Source organism: Pseudomonas glycinis (assembly GCF_054871425.1).
Map to the genome: position 1 here is coordinate 60,632 of NZ_JBTYHF010000010.1, position 14,447 is coordinate 75,078.

14 protein-coding genes are annotated in these 14,447 nt (G+C 59.7%); 10 read left to right on the forward strand and 4 right to left on the reverse strand.

Translation table 11 applies throughout. The annotated features are described in order from the left end of the window. The first annotated feature begins 16 nt into the window (after positions 1 to 16). Both mobA and ACYSTU_RS22545 read left to right on the forward strand, forming a co-directional pair. Entirely contained in the window at positions 17 to 619 is a 603-nt protein-coding gene (mobA, locus tag ACYSTU_RS22540) for a molybdenum cofactor guanylyltransferase MobA (RefSeq protein ID WP_499001688.1), read from the forward strand. A 78-nt stretch (positions 620 to 697) separates the two neighbouring features. Further along, the gene (locus ACYSTU_RS22545) at positions 698 to 919 is read left to right on the forward strand and encodes a YgdI/YgdR family lipoprotein (protein ID WP_016770600.1); all 222 of its coding nucleotides are present in this window, start codon (positions 698 to 700) and stop codon (positions 917 to 919) included. Positions 920 to 1,001: 82 nt separating this feature from the next. Here ACYSTU_RS22545 and ACYSTU_RS22550 read toward each other — a convergent pair whose 3' ends face one another. The 3 genes from ACYSTU_RS22550 to ACYSTU_RS22560 all read right to left on the reverse strand — a co-directional run bounded on the left by ACYSTU_RS22550 (position 1,002) and on the right by ACYSTU_RS22560 (position 2,630). After that, positions 1,002 to 1,892 carry a pseudouridine synthase gene (locus ACYSTU_RS22550; RefSeq protein WP_130887918.1) on the reverse strand — a complete coding sequence of 297 codons (891 nt, stop codon included), beginning with the start codon at positions 1,890 to 1,892 and terminating at the stop codon, positions 1,002 to 1,004. Positions 1,893 to 1,962: 70 nt separating this feature from the next. Continuing rightward, positions 1,963 to 2,280 (reverse strand): hypothetical protein, encoded by a 318-nt coding sequence (locus ACYSTU_RS22555; protein ID WP_016770837.1) that lies wholly within the window; start codon positions 2,278 to 2,280, stop codon positions 1,963 to 1,965. 113 nt (positions 2,281 to 2,393) lie between these two features. Then, complete coding sequence (locus ACYSTU_RS22560; protein ID WP_016770838.1) at positions 2,394 to 2,630, reverse strand: glutaredoxin family protein; 237 nt, start codon at positions 2,628 to 2,630, stop codon at positions 2,394 to 2,396. A 198-nt stretch (positions 2,631 to 2,828) separates the two neighbouring features. Here ACYSTU_RS22560 and ACYSTU_RS22565 point away from each other — a divergent pair, with 198 nt between their 5' ends. After that, the gene (locus ACYSTU_RS22565) at positions 2,829 to 4,541 is read left to right on the forward strand and encodes a cation:proton antiporter (RefSeq protein WP_499001693.1); all 1,713 of its coding nucleotides are present in this window, start codon (positions 2,829 to 2,831) and stop codon (positions 4,539 to 4,541) included. On the opposite strand, the gene ACYSTU_RS22570 is transcribed toward ACYSTU_RS22565, so the two are convergent. Then, a complete protein-coding gene (locus ACYSTU_RS22570) occupies positions 4,538 to 5,746 on the reverse strand; it encodes an ammonium transporter (protein ID WP_133339371.1) in 1,209 nt (402 codons plus the stop codon). The genes ACYSTU_RS22565 and ACYSTU_RS22570 overlap by 4 nt on opposite strands. Before the next feature lie 301 nt (positions 5,747 to 6,047). Here ACYSTU_RS22570 and ACYSTU_RS22575 point away from each other — a divergent pair, with 301 nt between their 5' ends. The 7 genes from ACYSTU_RS22575 to ACYSTU_RS22605 all read left to right on the forward strand — a co-directional run bounded on the left by ACYSTU_RS22575 (position 6,048) and on the right by ACYSTU_RS22605 (position 14,417). After that, positions 6,048 to 6,362 carry an ElaB/YgaM/YqjD family protein gene (locus ACYSTU_RS22575; protein WP_016770842.1) on the forward strand — a complete coding sequence of 105 codons (315 nt, stop codon included), beginning with the start codon at positions 6,048 to 6,050 and terminating at the stop codon, positions 6,360 to 6,362. A 2-nt stretch (positions 6,363 to 6,364) separates the two neighbouring features. Beyond that, positions 6,365 to 6,751: a phage holin family protein gene (locus ACYSTU_RS22580; RefSeq protein WP_008079909.1), complete on the forward strand. Its 387-nt coding sequence runs from the start codon at positions 6,365 to 6,367 to the stop codon at positions 6,749 to 6,751. Further along, complete coding sequence (locus tag ACYSTU_RS22585; RefSeq protein WP_016770844.1) at positions 6,748 to 7,086, forward strand: hypothetical protein; 339 nt, start codon at positions 6,748 to 6,750, stop codon at positions 7,084 to 7,086. The genes ACYSTU_RS22580 and ACYSTU_RS22585 overlap by 4 nt, the downstream gene beginning before the upstream one ends. Positions 7,087 to 7,206: 120 nt before the next feature. Continuing rightward, positions 7,207 to 8,370, forward strand: coding sequence for an EAL domain-containing protein (locus ACYSTU_RS22590; RefSeq protein WP_024013699.1), 1,164 nt, complete (start codon positions 7,207 to 7,209; stop codon positions 8,368 to 8,370). Between the two features lie 69 nt (positions 8,371 to 8,439). Beyond that, on the forward strand, positions 8,440 to 9,768 hold the full coding sequence (locus tag ACYSTU_RS22595; protein ID WP_264365575.1) for a deoxyguanosinetriphosphate triphosphohydrolase: 1,329 nt from the start codon (positions 8,440 to 8,442) through the stop codon (positions 9,766 to 9,768). Positions 9,769 to 10,137: 369 nt separating this feature from the next. After that, positions 10,138 to 10,764, forward strand: a complete 627-nt coding sequence (locus ACYSTU_RS22600) for a response regulator transcription factor (protein WP_016770847.1) — start codon at positions 10,138 to 10,140, stop codon at positions 10,762 to 10,764. Positions 10,765 to 10,772: 8 nt separating this feature from the next. Continuing rightward, complete coding sequence (locus tag ACYSTU_RS22605) at positions 10,773 to 14,417, forward strand: transporter substrate-binding domain-containing protein (RefSeq protein ID WP_499001700.1); 3,645 nt, start codon at positions 10,773 to 10,775, stop codon at positions 14,415 to 14,417. Positions 14,418 to 14,447: the final 30 nt, after the last annotated feature.

Here is a 14,447-nt window from a genome sequence, read left to right on the forward strand (position 1 = left end):
CCTCTGGAGAGTCGTCATGCCCTCGAGCAACCCATTGCCACCCTGCTCCGTCCTGCTTCTGGCCGGTGGACGCGGCCAGCGCATGGGCGGTCAGGACAAGGGCCTCATCCAGTGGCTGGGCGAGCCGTTGATCGCGCATCTGCAGCGCAAGGTACGGCCGCTGACCGACGATCTGATCATCTCGTGCAACCGCAATCGCGAGCGTTATGCCACGTTTGCCGATCAACTGGTCATCGATGACGAGGGCGATTTTCCGGGCCCGCTGGCCGGTATTCGCGCAGGGCTGAAAGCGGCGCGCCATGCGCATTTGCTGGTGTTGCCATGTGATGTGCCGCGAATCGACAAGGCCTTGCTGCAAGACATGCTGACCACTGCCGATCTGCAACGTGACAAACCTTTAATGCTGCGCCACGGCGAACATTGGGAACCGCTGCTGTGCGTGATTCCGGTGGCGCTGTTGCCGGCATTCGAAGCAGCCTGGAATGCAGGCGAGCGCAGCCCGGGGCGGGTGATGCGCAGTCTCGGCGCCGTCGCGTTGCAATGCCCTGACAACGACCCGCGACTGGCCAACCTCAACACCCCCGAATTGTTACATCTGCACAACACTGTGTCAGACTGACACTATCCAAGGAACTCTCACGCCTTGTTTACGTCTCAAGCTCAGTAACCAGAAGATTTCCCATTCGGAGACACACTCATGACTCAACGGACCCTCGCCACTTTCATGCTCGCACTGGGCCTGGCAACCCTCGCAGGTTGCTCCTCGCCAACAGTGATCACCTTGAATGACGGTCGCGAAATCCAGGCCGTCGACACCCCGAAATACGATGATGATTCGGGCTTCTACGAGTTCCAGCAGCTGGACGGCAAAGAGACCCGCATCAACAAGGATCAGGTTCGTACCGTTAAAGAGCTGTAAGGCTCCGCGTCGTTACCGGATACAGAAAAGCCCGCATTGTCATGCGGGCTTTTTCATGGGCGCTCGGAAAGCAGTTTCAGCATTACCACTGCAAGGTGATTTGACTCTCGAACTCCCGCAACTCACCGGTCACCGGGTCGATGAAGCGCAGGCCTTGCGCAAGCAGCTTCAACGGGTTGGCGTAGTCGTCCTCGACATCTTTCAACACCGTCGGATAAAACGGGTCGTTGCAAATACTCGCGCCCAGCGCCGTCATGTGCACCCGCAACTGATGCTTTTTGCCGGTCACGGGATACAGACCATAGCGCCACAGATCACCATTTTTCTCACGCACCTCGACCGCCGTTTCGGTATTGCTGGCGCCAGGCCCCTCTTGCATGCGGAAGAACGGCTCGCCATCCACCAGGCGGCTCTTGTGCACCAGAGGGAAATTCAGCTCGGGCAACGCCGGGGCAATCGCTTCGTAGCGCTTGTCGATCTGCCGGGTCGGAAACAACGACTGATAGGCCGAGCGGGTCTGCGGATTGGCCGAAAAGATCACCAGCCCCGCCGTATGCCGATCGATGCGGTGCAGCGGCACCAGATGCGGATTGTCCAGCCGACGGATCAGCCGCCGCAGCAGGGTTTGTTCGACATATTCCCCGGCCGGGGTGACTGGCAGAAAGTGAGGTTTGTCGGCCACCACCAAGTGTTCATCGGCATAGAGAATCGACTCGAGAACCGGGATCGGCTTCTCGTCCGGCACTTCGCGAAAGTAGTGAATGCGCAGACCCTCCCTGTACGGCAAGTCCAGCGCAATTGGCTGGCCATGCGCATCCAGCACCCGTCCGCGAGCAATCCGGTCAAGCCACTGTTCGCGGCCGATGGCACTGAAGTGCTCGCACAGGCAATCGAGTACCGTCAGCCAGGAACCGGGCGGCAAGTACAAGGTGCTGGCCTGATTGTGCGCAGCGGAAAATACGGGACTGGACATACGAAACAGAATTCCTCAATGCAAGCCGGCATTATCCAACAGTGAGGCAAAGCCACCTAGCGCAGTTTGATCAGGCCGGAATCGATTTGAGAGCCGCTGCTTCGGTGAACTCCTTCAGCCAGCGCAAGACATCGACCGCCTCCCAGCGCCCCGGGTCGTACAACGCGTATAACAATCCCTGATAACCGACCACATCCAGCTGCTTGTGATAACCGGCGCGTTGAAAAAGGGCTTCGATTTCGGCAAAGCAGGTATTGAAATGCAGCTTGTTGAATGGCGTCTTGCCTTCCGTGACCAGCCCGTCCAGGCGCAATTCGAGGACGGCCTCGCGCACCACGTCCACCGACATCCGGTTAACGCTGCTCTTCAACTGTTCGACATTGACCACGGTTCATCCCTCTGACTCGATTGCTGTATGGACATACAGTAACCGAAGAATTCCGCGAGCGCCAACGCAAGGATGTATTGCTGCGACCAGCGGGAGAACGGTAGTGAAACTCATCATCGTAAAAACGCCGCGATTTCATCGCCACTGAACGGCCAATCCAGCTCCGCGCCCGTGTCGACCCGCCGCAGTACCGGGATGCGCAAGCTGTATTTTTCGAACCACGATTCGTCTTCGGCGATGTCCACCAGTTCAACCAGCAGACCATGCTCGACGAAGGGCATCAGCTCGGCTTCGGCGACTTCACACAGGTGACACCCGAGGGTGCCGAACAGCTGACATTCAGGAGGCATGACGGCATTACCGGAAAACAAGTGAGCCCATTCTAGGACGCCACTAAACCCTCGTCGACCCGGCGGCGCCCAAAGGACCCAGCGCTCCCGGCGCAAAATCCTGACGCAAATCATTCAGCGCAAATTGCAAATGCGTCATCCTCGCGGACTTTTTGCCTCTACGCTTCAGAGGCCAACGCCCTGACAGCGGAGTGTCCCGTGTTTGCAAATCTGTTGATCATCCTCGCCTCATCCCTGGTGGTGATTGCCCTGTTCCGGCGCCTGCGACTGCCGCCGGTGCTGGGTTACCTGTGCGTGGGATTACTGGTCGGGCCGAACGCATTCGACTGGGTCAACGAGAGCGAACATCTGCCCGATGTCGCCGAGCTGGGCGTGGTGTTTCTGCTGTTTTCGCTGGGTCTGGAGTTCTCCCTGTCGAAGATGATTGCGCTGCGTCAGGTGGTGTTTCGCCTCGGCAGTCAGCAAGTGCTGATCAGCACAGCGCTGCTCGGCACACTGTTGATGGGCCTGGGCATGCCGCTGATGCCGGCGCTGTTGCTCGGTGCAGGGTTATCGCTGTCATCCACGGCGATCGTGACCAAGGAGCTGGGCAGTCTTGGTGAAGTATTCAGCAGCCACGGCCAGAACACGGTCGGCGTGTTGCTGTTTCAGGACGTTGTCGCGGTATTGCTGCTGACACTGGTTCCGGTCTTCGCCGGCACCAGCGAGCAGGCCTGGTATTGGGCCTTGCCGTTGACCCTGGGCAAAACCGTGGTGCTGTTCTTCGGCCTGCTGCTCGCCAGTCGCTGGTTATTGCCACGGCTGTTTCATGAGGTGGCGGCCTCGCGCTCTGCGGAGCTGTTCGTCCTGCTGGCGCTGGTAATCGTGCTGCTGACTGCCTGGCTCACGCACTTGTTGGGGCTGTCGCCTGCACTCGGCGCTTTCCTCGCCGGCATGTTGCTCGGGGAAAGCCATTACCGGCACCAGATCGAAGCCGACATCCGGCCCTTTCGCGACATTCTGCTCGGCGTGTTCTTCGTCAGCATCGGCATGCTGATCGACCTGCAATTGTTCGTCAGTCACAGCCTGTTGATCATCGGCCTGACGCTCGGCCTGATGCTGATCAAGGGCATCGTGGTCGCGCTGCTGGTGAAGTGGCGCGGCAGTGACAGCGAAACCGCATGGCGCAGCGGCCTGGCCCTGGCCCAGGGTGGCGAATTCTGTTTTGCCTTGATGGCGCAGATGCAGCAAAACAGCCTGTTGCCGGCCGAACCGGGCGCCCTGCTGCTCGCGGCGACGTTCTGTTCGATGCTGCTCACGCCACTGCTGTTGCGTGCGGCGCCGCGCATTGCCGCCGTGCTGCACCGCAAGCCCAATAAGGAAGCGCAGATCGAACAGATCAGCGCGCTCAACGCCGACCTCGACCAGCACGTGGTGATCTGCGGCTACGGTCGCGTCGGCCAGTCCATTGGCCGCTTCATGGGCAATGCGGGGCAAGCCTATGTTGCGCTGGACAACGATCCGGTGCGGGTGCAGGAAGCCGCATCTGCGGAAAGCGACGTGCATTACGGCGACTCGGCGCGTGGCGATCTGCTTACTGCGGTTGGCCTGTTGCGCGCCAGGCTGCTGGTAATCGCCGTGGATCAGAGCGACGTGGCGTTGCGCATTCTGCGCGAAGCCCGGCGACTCAACCGACAGGTGCCGATTCTGGTACGCACCCGTGACGACAGCCAATCGGCGGAGCTCAGAGCCGCCGGCGCCACCGAGGTGGTGCCGGAGCTTTTGGAGTCAAGCCTGATGCTCGCTTCACACGCGCTGATCATGCTCGGCCTGCCCGCGCACAAAGTGCAGGAGAAGGTCGATCAAGTGCGTATCGATCGCTATCGCCTGCTCCACGGTTTCTATCCCGGAGCCAATGATGAGGAAATCTAGTCCTGACTCACCGCGCCGATCTTGTGCAGTGACAGGTCGGCGCCGTAATACTCTTGTTCCTGACTCAGGCGCAGCCCATGCAATGCCTTGATCGTGCCGTAGACGACGAAACCGCCGACCAGCGCGACCGCGACGCCAAGCGCAGTGCCGATCAACTGGCTGATCAGGCTGACACCGCCCAGGCCACCCAGCACAGACTGACCGAAGATGCCGCAGGCAATCCCGCCCCACACGCCACACAAACCATGCAGCGGCCATACGCCCAGCACATCGTCGATGCGCCATTTGACTTGGGCAGCGGTAAAGCACCAGACAAACAAGGCTCCGGCGATCGCGCCGGTTACCAGCGCACCGACCGGATGCATCAGGTCGGAGCCGGCGCAAATCGCCACCAGCCCGGCCAGCGGGCCGTTGTGCAGAAAGCCAGGGTCGTTGCGCCCAACGATCAACGCCGCGACGGTACCGCCAACCATGGCCATCAGCGAGTTGACCGCGACCAGGCCACTGACACCTTGCAGGGTTTGCGCGCTCATCACGTTGAAGCCGAACCAGCCGACAATCAGGATCCACGAGCCCAGTGCCAGAAACGGAATGCTCGACGGCGCGAACGCGACCAGGCGCCCATCGCGGTAGCGACCATTGCGCGGGCCGAGCAGCAGAACAGCGGCCAACGCCAGCCAACCGCCCACGGCATGCACCACCACCGAGCCGGCGAAATCATGGAATGCCGCGCCAAACTGCGCCGCCAGCCAGCCTTGCAAGCCGAAGTTGCCGTTCCAGATCAGCCCTTCGAAAAACGGATAGATAAACGCTACGATCAGCGCCGTCGCGCACAACTGCGGGACGAAACGCGCGCGTTCGGCAATGCCGCCGGAAATGATCGCCGGGATCGCGGCAGCGAAGGTCAGCAGAAAGAAAAACTTCACCAATCCATAGCCATGGTCAGCCGTGAGCACCGCCGCCGGTTGCATGAAGGTGACGCCATAGGAGATCCAATAGCCTATAAAGAAATAGGCCAGGGTCGAGACGGCGAAATCGCTGAGGATTTTCGCCAGCGCGTTGACCTGGTTCTTCTGCCGGACCGTGCCGACCTCCAGAAAGGCGAAACCGGCGTGCATCGCCAGTACCATCACCGCACCGATCAGAATGAACAACGTGTTGGAGCTGTGAACCAGCGTGTCCACAGCGCTTTGCAGATTTTCCATGAGGAGGCAGACCCAAGGCTAAAAGGCACCAAAGCGGTTCATGCGGGCATTTCATGCACCAAATTACGACTCACCAGTCATTCAACGGCAGGGTCGATGAACTGATTTGGCGCATGAATCGATGTCCCAACACGGACCGCCGGCAAATGAATTAGAGTTTTTCTGCTTGGACGCCCGGCAACAGCGCACATACGCCGAGCGACGCACCACGACACAGCAAAAGTTGTACCAGGCATTTGCACTGAACCTTCGCGCAAGGCTCATACTCGAACGCTTCAAAGCCACCTACGGAGATCCACCTATGGCCAGCATCAAGGCAAAGACTGCTCAAGAAATCCTGATGAACGACTTCCAGACTCTGGTCGCCGACACCGAACGCCTGCTCGAGCACACCAAGACCCTCGCTGGCGATCAGGCCGATGAGCTGCGTGCCCAGATTCACGACAGCCTGCTGCGTGCCCGGGAAACCTTGAAAGTGACTGAAGACACCCTGCGCGAACGCGGTCAGGCGGCGGTCACCGCTACTGAAGACTATGTATCGGCCAACCCATGGCAGTCGGTGGGCATCGCTGCCGGCGTCGGCTTTCTGATCGGCCTGCTGGCAACTCGGCGCTGATCATGTCGATCGGTGAATCCGGCCCGACTGCGGGCACCGCCTCCTCCACACGTCGCCTCGGCGCTGCCGTTCTGGGCCTGCTGCACAGTCATGTCGAACTGTTCGGCATCGAACTGCAGGAGCAGAAATCACGCACTGTCAGCCTGCTGCTGTTCGCCGGCCTGGCGTTGGTGTTTGCCCTGCTGTTGCTGGTGGGTCTGTCGACGCTGGTGATGATCATCTTCTGGGACACCTACCGCCTGGCAGCGATCATCGGCCTGTGCGTGTTTTACACGCTGGCGTCGATCTTCTGCGGCCTACGCCTCAAAGCGGCGATTTTCGATGAGTCCTCGCCTTTCCACGGCACGCTCGAAGAGCTGGCCAACGACCGGGAGCGCCTGCTGCCATGAGCCTGCCTGAACTTCCGCACAACAGCTCACGCCGGGAAATGCGCAAGGCGCTGATCCGCCTGCGCATGGAAATGCACCGTCAGGAAATCCGCCACGAAACCGCGCAAGTGTTGCAACCGTTGCAGCGCATGCGTGGCATGAAGCAGAACGTGCAGGACGGTTTTGGCATCAAGCACGCGCCGTTGTGGGGCGTGGCGGCGGTGACGCTGCTGGGTTTCCTCACCGGCAAAGGCTCGAAACGCAGCAGTGGTGGCGGTTTGACGCGACTGCTGCGTCTGGGCACGACGCTTGGGCCGCTGATCAGACTGGTCATGCACAGCTCGGGCAAACGCTGAAGCGCCCATCTGGCTACATTCTTGCAATAGCGCCGGGATGAATCTCCTTATCGGGAGATTCCATCCCGCGTGCCTATCCGGCAAGCGCGGCCAAACCAAAAACAAGATTAAGGACTTGCCGTGATCGACGGGCAACCGCTCGCCTGTTTTCAGCCTTTCATCGATACCGCCACCGGCCGCATCGCTGGTGTCGAAGCACTCGGTCGCTTGCGCCAGAGCGATGGTCAACTGACCTCGGTCGGACCGTTGTTCGCCGACCCACGGACACCGGCCACTGCCTTGCGCCGTCTCGATCGGCAGATCCGTGACCACGCCCTCAGCCGCCTGCATGAAGCGCCGGCGGAGTGGTTCCTCAGCCTGAACATGTCGCCACGCTGGATCAGTCGCCTGCGCGCCGATCAAGCGCTGCCAAGCCTCAAGCAATTGGCGCGACACCAGGTTGATCCGCAGCGCATCGTTTTCGAAATCACCGAACTGGGCGGTAACAGCGAACGCCTGGCCCACGTGGTCGGGCGCTACCGTAACGCAGGGGCGAGAATCGCCATCGATGATTTTGGCGCCGGCTATTCGCAGCTGGATCGGGTACTGGCCCTGCAACCGGACATTCTCAAGCTCGACATGCGCCTGTTTCAGGCTGCGGCCCTCGGCGGACCGAGCAGTGACGTGGTCAAAGCACTTGCGCAGATGGCCGAAAAAACCGGCTGCTGGATCATCGCTGAAGGCGTCGAAACCGAAGCACAGCTGAATTTCGCCCTGGAGTGCGGCTCGCGCTACGTACAAGGTTTTCTTTTCGCCCGGGCGCAGGAAGACTTCTTCGCTACGGATGCTTTCGTCGCGCATTTCGCCCAACTCAGGCAGCGCTACGTAAAACAGAAACTCAGCGAGCGCGGAAGGCTGATGCAGATGCGTCAGCAGCTCAGCGAACTGATGGCGATTCTGCAGCAATGGGCGCAGGCCCGCGCCCCGCTCAGTGCGTTGCCGCAATTGCAGGCGTTTCCCTGGCTGCTGCGCTTTTATCAGTGCGATCGCCACGGCACGCAACTGACGCCCAACCTCGAATGGCGCCATGACGGCTGGTTTGCCGATGACCGCTATCTGGGGCACAACTGGTCGTGGCGACCGTATTTCTATCATCTGCTGGCCGAAGGCTGGGAAGAACGCCGCCTGACCCTGTCGAACACCTATCGCGATGCCACCAGCAACCAGTATTGCCTGACTGCCGGACAGTTTTTCGATAACGGTGAACGCTTGCTGTTGATCGATATCGACGCAGCAGGCCTGTAGTTCTGCTTGCAGGCACAGGGCCGAACCGGGAAGCTAGGGCGATCAGTTACCAGACGGAGAGAATCAGCCTTGGATTGGCCAACCCTGCTCAACCGCGAACGCCTCGGCAAGCCGCTGCACAGCCCGCAAGAACTCGGCCGCAGCCCTTTTCACAAAGACCATGACCGCATCATTTTCTCCGGTGCCTTCCGCCGCCTCGGGCGCAAGACCCAAGTGCACCCGGTCACCAGCAACGATCACATTCATACCCGCCTGACCCACTCGCTGGAAGTCAGCTGCGTCGGCCGTTCGCTGGGCATGCGTGTCGGTGAAACCTTGCGCAGCGCGCTGCCAGACTGGTGCGACCCGGCCGACCTCGGCATGGTCGTGCAATCGGCTTGCCTGGCGCATGACATCGGCAATCCGCCGTTCGGCCATTCCGGCGAAGACGCGATTCGCCACTGGTTTCAACAAGCCGCCGGGCGTGGCTGGCTGGACGGCATGAGCGAGGCCGAGCGTGGTGATTTCCTCAATTTCGAAGGCAATGCTCAAGGCTTTCGCGTGCTGACGCAGCTGGAATATCACCAGTTCGACGGCGGCACGCGCCTGACCTACGCGACGCTGGGCACCTATCTGAAATACCCATGGACCGCGCGCCACGCCGACTCCCTCGGCTACAAGAAACACAAATTCGGCTGCTATCAGAGCGAGCTGCCATTGCTCGAACAGATCGCGCACAAACTCGGTCTGCCGCAAATCGAAGACCAGCGCTGGGCACGCCATCCATTGGTCTACCTGATGGAAGCCGCTGATGACATCTGCTATGCGCTGATCGATCTCGAAGACGGTCTGGAAATGGAGTTGCTCGAATACGCCGAAGTCGAGTCACTGCTGCTCGGTCTCGTCGGTGACGACTTGCCGGAAACCTATCGCCAGCTCGGCCCGCAGGATTCCCGGCGGCGTAAACTGGCGATCCTGCGCGGCAAGGCCATCGAGCACCTGACCAACGCGGCGGCGCGGGCATTTGTCGAACAGCAGGATGCTCTGCTCGCCGGCACGCTGCCCGGCGATCTGGTCGAACACATGCACGGGCCGGCGAAGCGCTGCGTGTTGAACGCCAAGGACATCGCGCGCAAGAAAATCTTTCAGGACAAACGCAAGACCCTGCATGAGATCGGCGCGTACACGACGCTGGAGATCCTGCTCAATTCGTTCTGCGGCGCCGCGCTGGAGCAGCACAACGGTCGCACGCCGTCGTTCAAGAGCCGGCGCATCCTCGATTTGCTTGGCAACAATGCGCCGGATCCGCAGGGTTCGTTGCACAGTTCGTTTCTGCGCATGATCGATTTCATCGCCGGCATGACCGACAGTTACGCCAGTGACATGGCACTGGAAATGACCGGGCGTTCAAGTCACTGAGTCTGATGGTGGTCGGCCGGTCACCTGACCGGCTGACCACCATGAGAGTTTCGCTGAATGCCCCTGTGCACCGAGTGAGATTCAACTACGCTTGACCCATTAACCCGATCAAATAAACACCGCTGATTAAACGCAACTTTAAACATCGACAAATAATTGAATATCAATATTGGCCTTCGGATCATTTCAATCTTCGGCCAATTGATTGCTCGCCCTTCCTTACGCCGAACCTAATTTCAACGTAGTCTCTTTCCTCATTACGCGTAGGATTAATCCGATAACGTAGTCGCGACACTACCAGTCCATGCGAGTGCTCATGCATCTGAGCTAAGGTGCGCGCTTTATTCATGCTTGCATGGGACTCTATTTATGAACTCCGTTTTTATTGTGGACGATCATCCGGTCATCCGCCTCGCCGTGCGAATGCTCCTGGAACATGAAGGCTACAAGGTCGTCGGCGAGACCGATAACGGTGTCGATGCCATGCAGATGGTCCGTGAATGCATGCCCGACCTGGTCATTCTCGATATCAGCATCCCCAAGCTGGACGGCCTCGAAGTGCTGGCCCGCTTCAACACCATGGGTTCGAATTTCAAGATTCTGATTCTGACGGCGCAGTGTCCTACGCTGTTCGGCATTCGTTGCATGCAATCCGGCGCATCGGGATATGTCTGCAAGCAGGAAGACTTGAGCGAATTGGTCAGCGCAATCAAAGCGGTACTTTCCGGTTATAACTATTTCCCCAGTCAAGCGCTTAATCCGGTGCGCGCCGACGACACTCGATACGCTGAACTTGAACTGTTCAAATCCGTCAATGACCGCGAACTGATGGTATTGCAGTTATTTGCTCAGGGACGTACCAACAAGGAAATAGCCAAGGGCATGTTTCTGAGCAACAAGACCGTCAGCACTTATAAAAAGCGTCTGATGCAAAAACTCAAAGCCAGATCCCTTGTAGAACTTATCGAGATGGCCAAACGTAACGCACTCGTGTGAGACTCCGCATGCCCAGCCGTGTAAAGGACTACCTGATTGCCTTGAGCGCTGTTCTGTACCTGAGCGCCAATGCCCTCGCCGCGCCAAGCGCTTCACCGGACTATGCATTGCTCAGCCGCTCGGCCACCGAGGCCGTGCAAACTGTCCTGCAGCCGTCACAACGGCAATGGCTGCAGACTCGCAGCGAACTGAAACTGGGTACCTCCGCACCTGATTACCCGCCATTCGACATGACCGTCAGTGGCCAGGACTACGAGGGACTGACCGCCGATTACGCAGGGATTCTCGGTCAGGCCACCGGTTTGCCGATTCGCGTGCAACGCTTTCCCTCGCGCGAGGCTGCAATTCGCGCCTTGATCGATGGCCAGATCGACCTGCTTGGCACAGCCAACGGCTACGAAGCAGGCAATGCCAACCTCGCGCTTTCCAGACCCTATGCGGTCGATCAGCCGGTACTGGTAACCCGCGAGGACGAAACCCGCTCGCTGACCGAAGGCCTCGCCGGCCTGCGCCTGAGCATGGTGTATCACTATCTGCCGGTGCCCGAGATCAAAGCGCTGTATCCCAAAGCGCTGATCACTTGCTATCCGTCCTACCAGAACGCAATCAACGCGGTGGCCTTCGACCAGGCCGATGTGTTTCTCGGCGACACCCTCTCCACCCATTACATGATCAACAAGGGCTATCTCAACAATGTCCGTATGGCCAACTTCGGCAAGCAGGAAGCCCATGGCTTCAGCTTCGCCGTGCGGCGCAGCAATCCGCAGCTGCTGGGCATCATCGACACGGTGCTCGCGGCGATCCCGAGCAGTCAGCGCGACGACATCGCCAAGCGCTGGAGCGCCGGCAGCGACCTGCTGCTCACTGACAGAAAACTGCAGCTGACTGATCGTGAGGAAAAGTGGCTCAAGCAGCACCCCGTCGTCAGCGTGGTGGTCAATGAAGCTTACGCACCGTTGACCTTCTTCGACAGCGCCGGCAATTTCCGCGGCATCAGCGCCGACCTGCTCGAGCTGATCCGCTTGCGTACCGGCCTGCGTTTCGAGGTTCAGCGCAGCCGCAACGATGCGGAAATGATCAGGCAGATCGACAATCACAAGGCCGATCTGATTGCCGCCCTGCTGCCCAGCGCCGAACGTGAAAAAAACCTGAGCTTCAGTCGCCCGTATCTGGAAAATTCCTACGTGCTGCTGACCCGCAAAAGCGCCGACAGCCCGACCAATCTGGGCCAACTCAAAGGCAAGCGTCTGGCGATCGCCCAAGGCAATCCGCTGGTCGCCTACTTGCATGAGAATTTTCCGGGCATCGAACTGATCGAAACCCCCGACACGTTCAGCGCCGTGTCGATGCTCGCCGACAACCATGTCGACGGTGCGGTGAACTCGCTGGTGATCGCCAACTATTTCATCTCCTCGCGCATATTCGATCGGCCACTGCAAATCACCACCACGATCGGCACCAGTCAGGCAGCCTTCTCGCTGGCGACCGCACGTGACAACACCGAACTGGCCTCGATCATCAACAAGGCGCTGCTGAGCATCGCTCCCGAGGAGCTCGGCGTGATCAACGGCCGCTGGCGCGGTTACTCCACGGCATCACAGAACATCTGGCAAAACTACCAGCGCCTGTTCTACCAAGTGGTCGCAGCCGCCGGCCTGATCCTGCTGCTGTTGTTGACCTGGAACGCCTACATGCGCCACCAGATCAAACAACGCCAGGCTGCCGAACGTGCACTGAACGATCAACTGGAGTTCATGCGCTCGCTGGTCAACGGCACGCCGCACCCGATCTACGTGCGAGATCGCCAGGGTCTGCTGCAAAGTTGCAACGACAGTTATCTCGAAGCGTTCAACGCCAGACGCGAGGACATCATCGGCAAAGGCGTGATGCAGGGCACCCTGAGCAACGCATGCGAGGCCGAGGCATTCCAGGCCGATTACCAGAGAGTCATTGCCGAAGGCACTCCGTTGATCCTCGACCGGCCCCTGCACATCGGCAACCGCCGTTTGACGATTTACCACTGGATTCTTCCCTACCGCGACTCCAGCGGTGACGTTCAAGGGATTATCGGCGGCTGGATAGACATCAGTGAACGCCGCCAATTGTTTGAAAAACTGCGTGCAGCCAAAGAACAGGCGGACGAGGCGAACCGGGCCAAAAGTACCTTCCTGGCAACCATGAGCCATGAGATCCGTACGCCGATGAACGCCGTGATCGGCATGCTCGAACTGACCCTGCGACGCATCGATCCGCAACACCCCGATCGCGCATCGATCGACACGGCCTACCATTCGGCCAAGGATCTGCTCGGGCTGATCGGCGATATCCTCGACATTGCCCGCATTGAGTCGGGACGTCTGAGCCTGTCCCCGGAGTGGATCAATCTGGTCGACACAGTAACCTCCGTTGCACGCATCTTCGACGGCCTAGCGCGGCAGAAAAACCTTGCCTTGCAAGTCGTCTTCAACCCGCCGCACCCGGCTGTGGATGTGCATCTGGATCCGCTGCGCTTCAAGCAGGTGCTGTCCAACCTGGTCAGCAACGCTATCAAGTTCACCGAAAGCGGCCACGTGCGGATCACCCTCGACCTGATCCCGGCAGACGCTGCTGGTCGAACATTGATGCAGCTGACCGTGCAGGACAGCGGCTCAGGCATCAGCGCCGAAGATCAACAGCGCTTGTTCGAGCCATTCTCGCAGGCGGAAAACGGCAGTCGGCAGGCAAAAAACGGCGCCGGACTGGGGCTGGTCATCAGTCGCAACCTGTGCGAAATGATGGGCGGACAACTGCAGTTGAGCAGCCAGCCCGGCATCGGCACTCAGGTGTGCATATCGCTGCCGCTGGACAGCCTGCCGGCAAAGGCGAATCCGCCGAAAAGCGAACCGTTGATCAAGCCTGCGACAACGCCGTTACATGTCCTGGTTGTCGACGACCATCCGGCCAACCGTCTGCTCATGTGTCAGCAACTGGAATTTCTCGGTCATCGCTTCAGCATTGCCGAAGATGGCTGCAGCGGCCTCGAACGGTGGAAGGCCGATCATTTCGATCTGGTGATCGTCGACTGCAACATGCCCTTGATGAACGGCTACGAGATGACCCGTGGGATTCGCCAGCTTGAACTGCAAAACCATCGCCCGCCGTGCACCGTGCTGGGTTTCACCGCCAATGCCCAGCCGGAAGAAGTCCAGCGCTGCAAGCTCGCCGGCATGGACGACTGCCTGTTCAAACCGTTGAGTCTGACCCTGCTCGGACAGTGGATCGACGGCATCACGCCGGCATCACCGGCCTCGGTGTTCGACCTGCAAAGTCTGAGCTTGCTGACCGGCAACAACCCCGGGCAAACCCGACGCATGCTGGTGGAGCTCCTCAAGAGCAGCCGCCTCGACCGCGAGGAACTACTCAGGCTGTCACCCGAGGATGATCGCGAAGCGCTGGCGGTGGTTGCGCACAAGATCAAGGGCGCAGCACGCATCGCGCAGGCCTCGCGGCTGATTGAATGTTGTGATGAGCTTGAGACCGCTTGCGAGCAAGCGCTCGCGCCACAGGAGATTGCCCGTCGCTGGGCGGCAACCAGCCAGGCGATGCTCGAACTGGCGCAGGCCCTGCAGCAGCAATTGACCCTGGCCGATCAAGGCACAGTCAGCGAGTCTTAACTATGCTTGGACGCTGAGCAGTGAGTTAAA

Excerpts from the sequence above, each read along its gene's own strand:
- ACYSTU_RS22580 (WP_008079909.1), top strand. The coding sequence starts at position 6,365 with ATGTCGATCGGTGAATCCGGCCCGACTGCGGGCACCGCCTCCTCCACA.
- ACYSTU_RS22570 (WP_133339371.1), bottom strand. The coding sequence starts at position 5,746 with ATGGAAAATCTGCAAAGCGCTGTGGACACGCTGGTTCACAGCTCCAAC.
- ACYSTU_RS22545 (WP_016770600.1), top strand. The coding sequence starts at position 698 with ATGACTCAACGGACCCTCGCCACTTTCATGCTCGCACTGGGCCTGGCA.
- ACYSTU_RS22600 (WP_016770847.1), top strand. The coding sequence starts at position 10,138 with ATGAACTCCGTTTTTATTGTGGACGATCATCCGGTCATCCGCCTCGCC.
- mobA (WP_499001688.1), top strand. The coding sequence starts at position 17 with ATGCCCTCGAGCAACCCATTGCCACCCTGCTCCGTCCTGCTTCTGGCC.
- ACYSTU_RS22550 (WP_130887918.1), bottom strand. The coding sequence starts at position 1,892 with ATGTCCAGTCCCGTATTTTCCGCTGCGCACAATCAGGCCAGCACCTTG.
- ACYSTU_RS22575 (WP_016770842.1), top strand. The coding sequence starts at position 6,048 with ATGGCCAGCATCAAGGCAAAGACTGCTCAAGAAATCCTGATGAACGAC.
- ACYSTU_RS22585 (WP_016770844.1), top strand. The coding sequence starts at position 6,748 with ATGAGCCTGCCTGAACTTCCGCACAACAGCTCACGCCGGGAAATGCGC.
- ACYSTU_RS22560 (WP_016770838.1), bottom strand. The coding sequence starts at position 2,630 with ATGCCTCCTGAATGTCAGCTGTTCGGCACCCTCGGGTGTCACCTGTGT.
- ACYSTU_RS22605 (WP_499001700.1), top strand. The coding sequence starts at position 10,773 with ATGCCCAGCCGTGTAAAGGACTACCTGATTGCCTTGAGCGCTGTTCTG.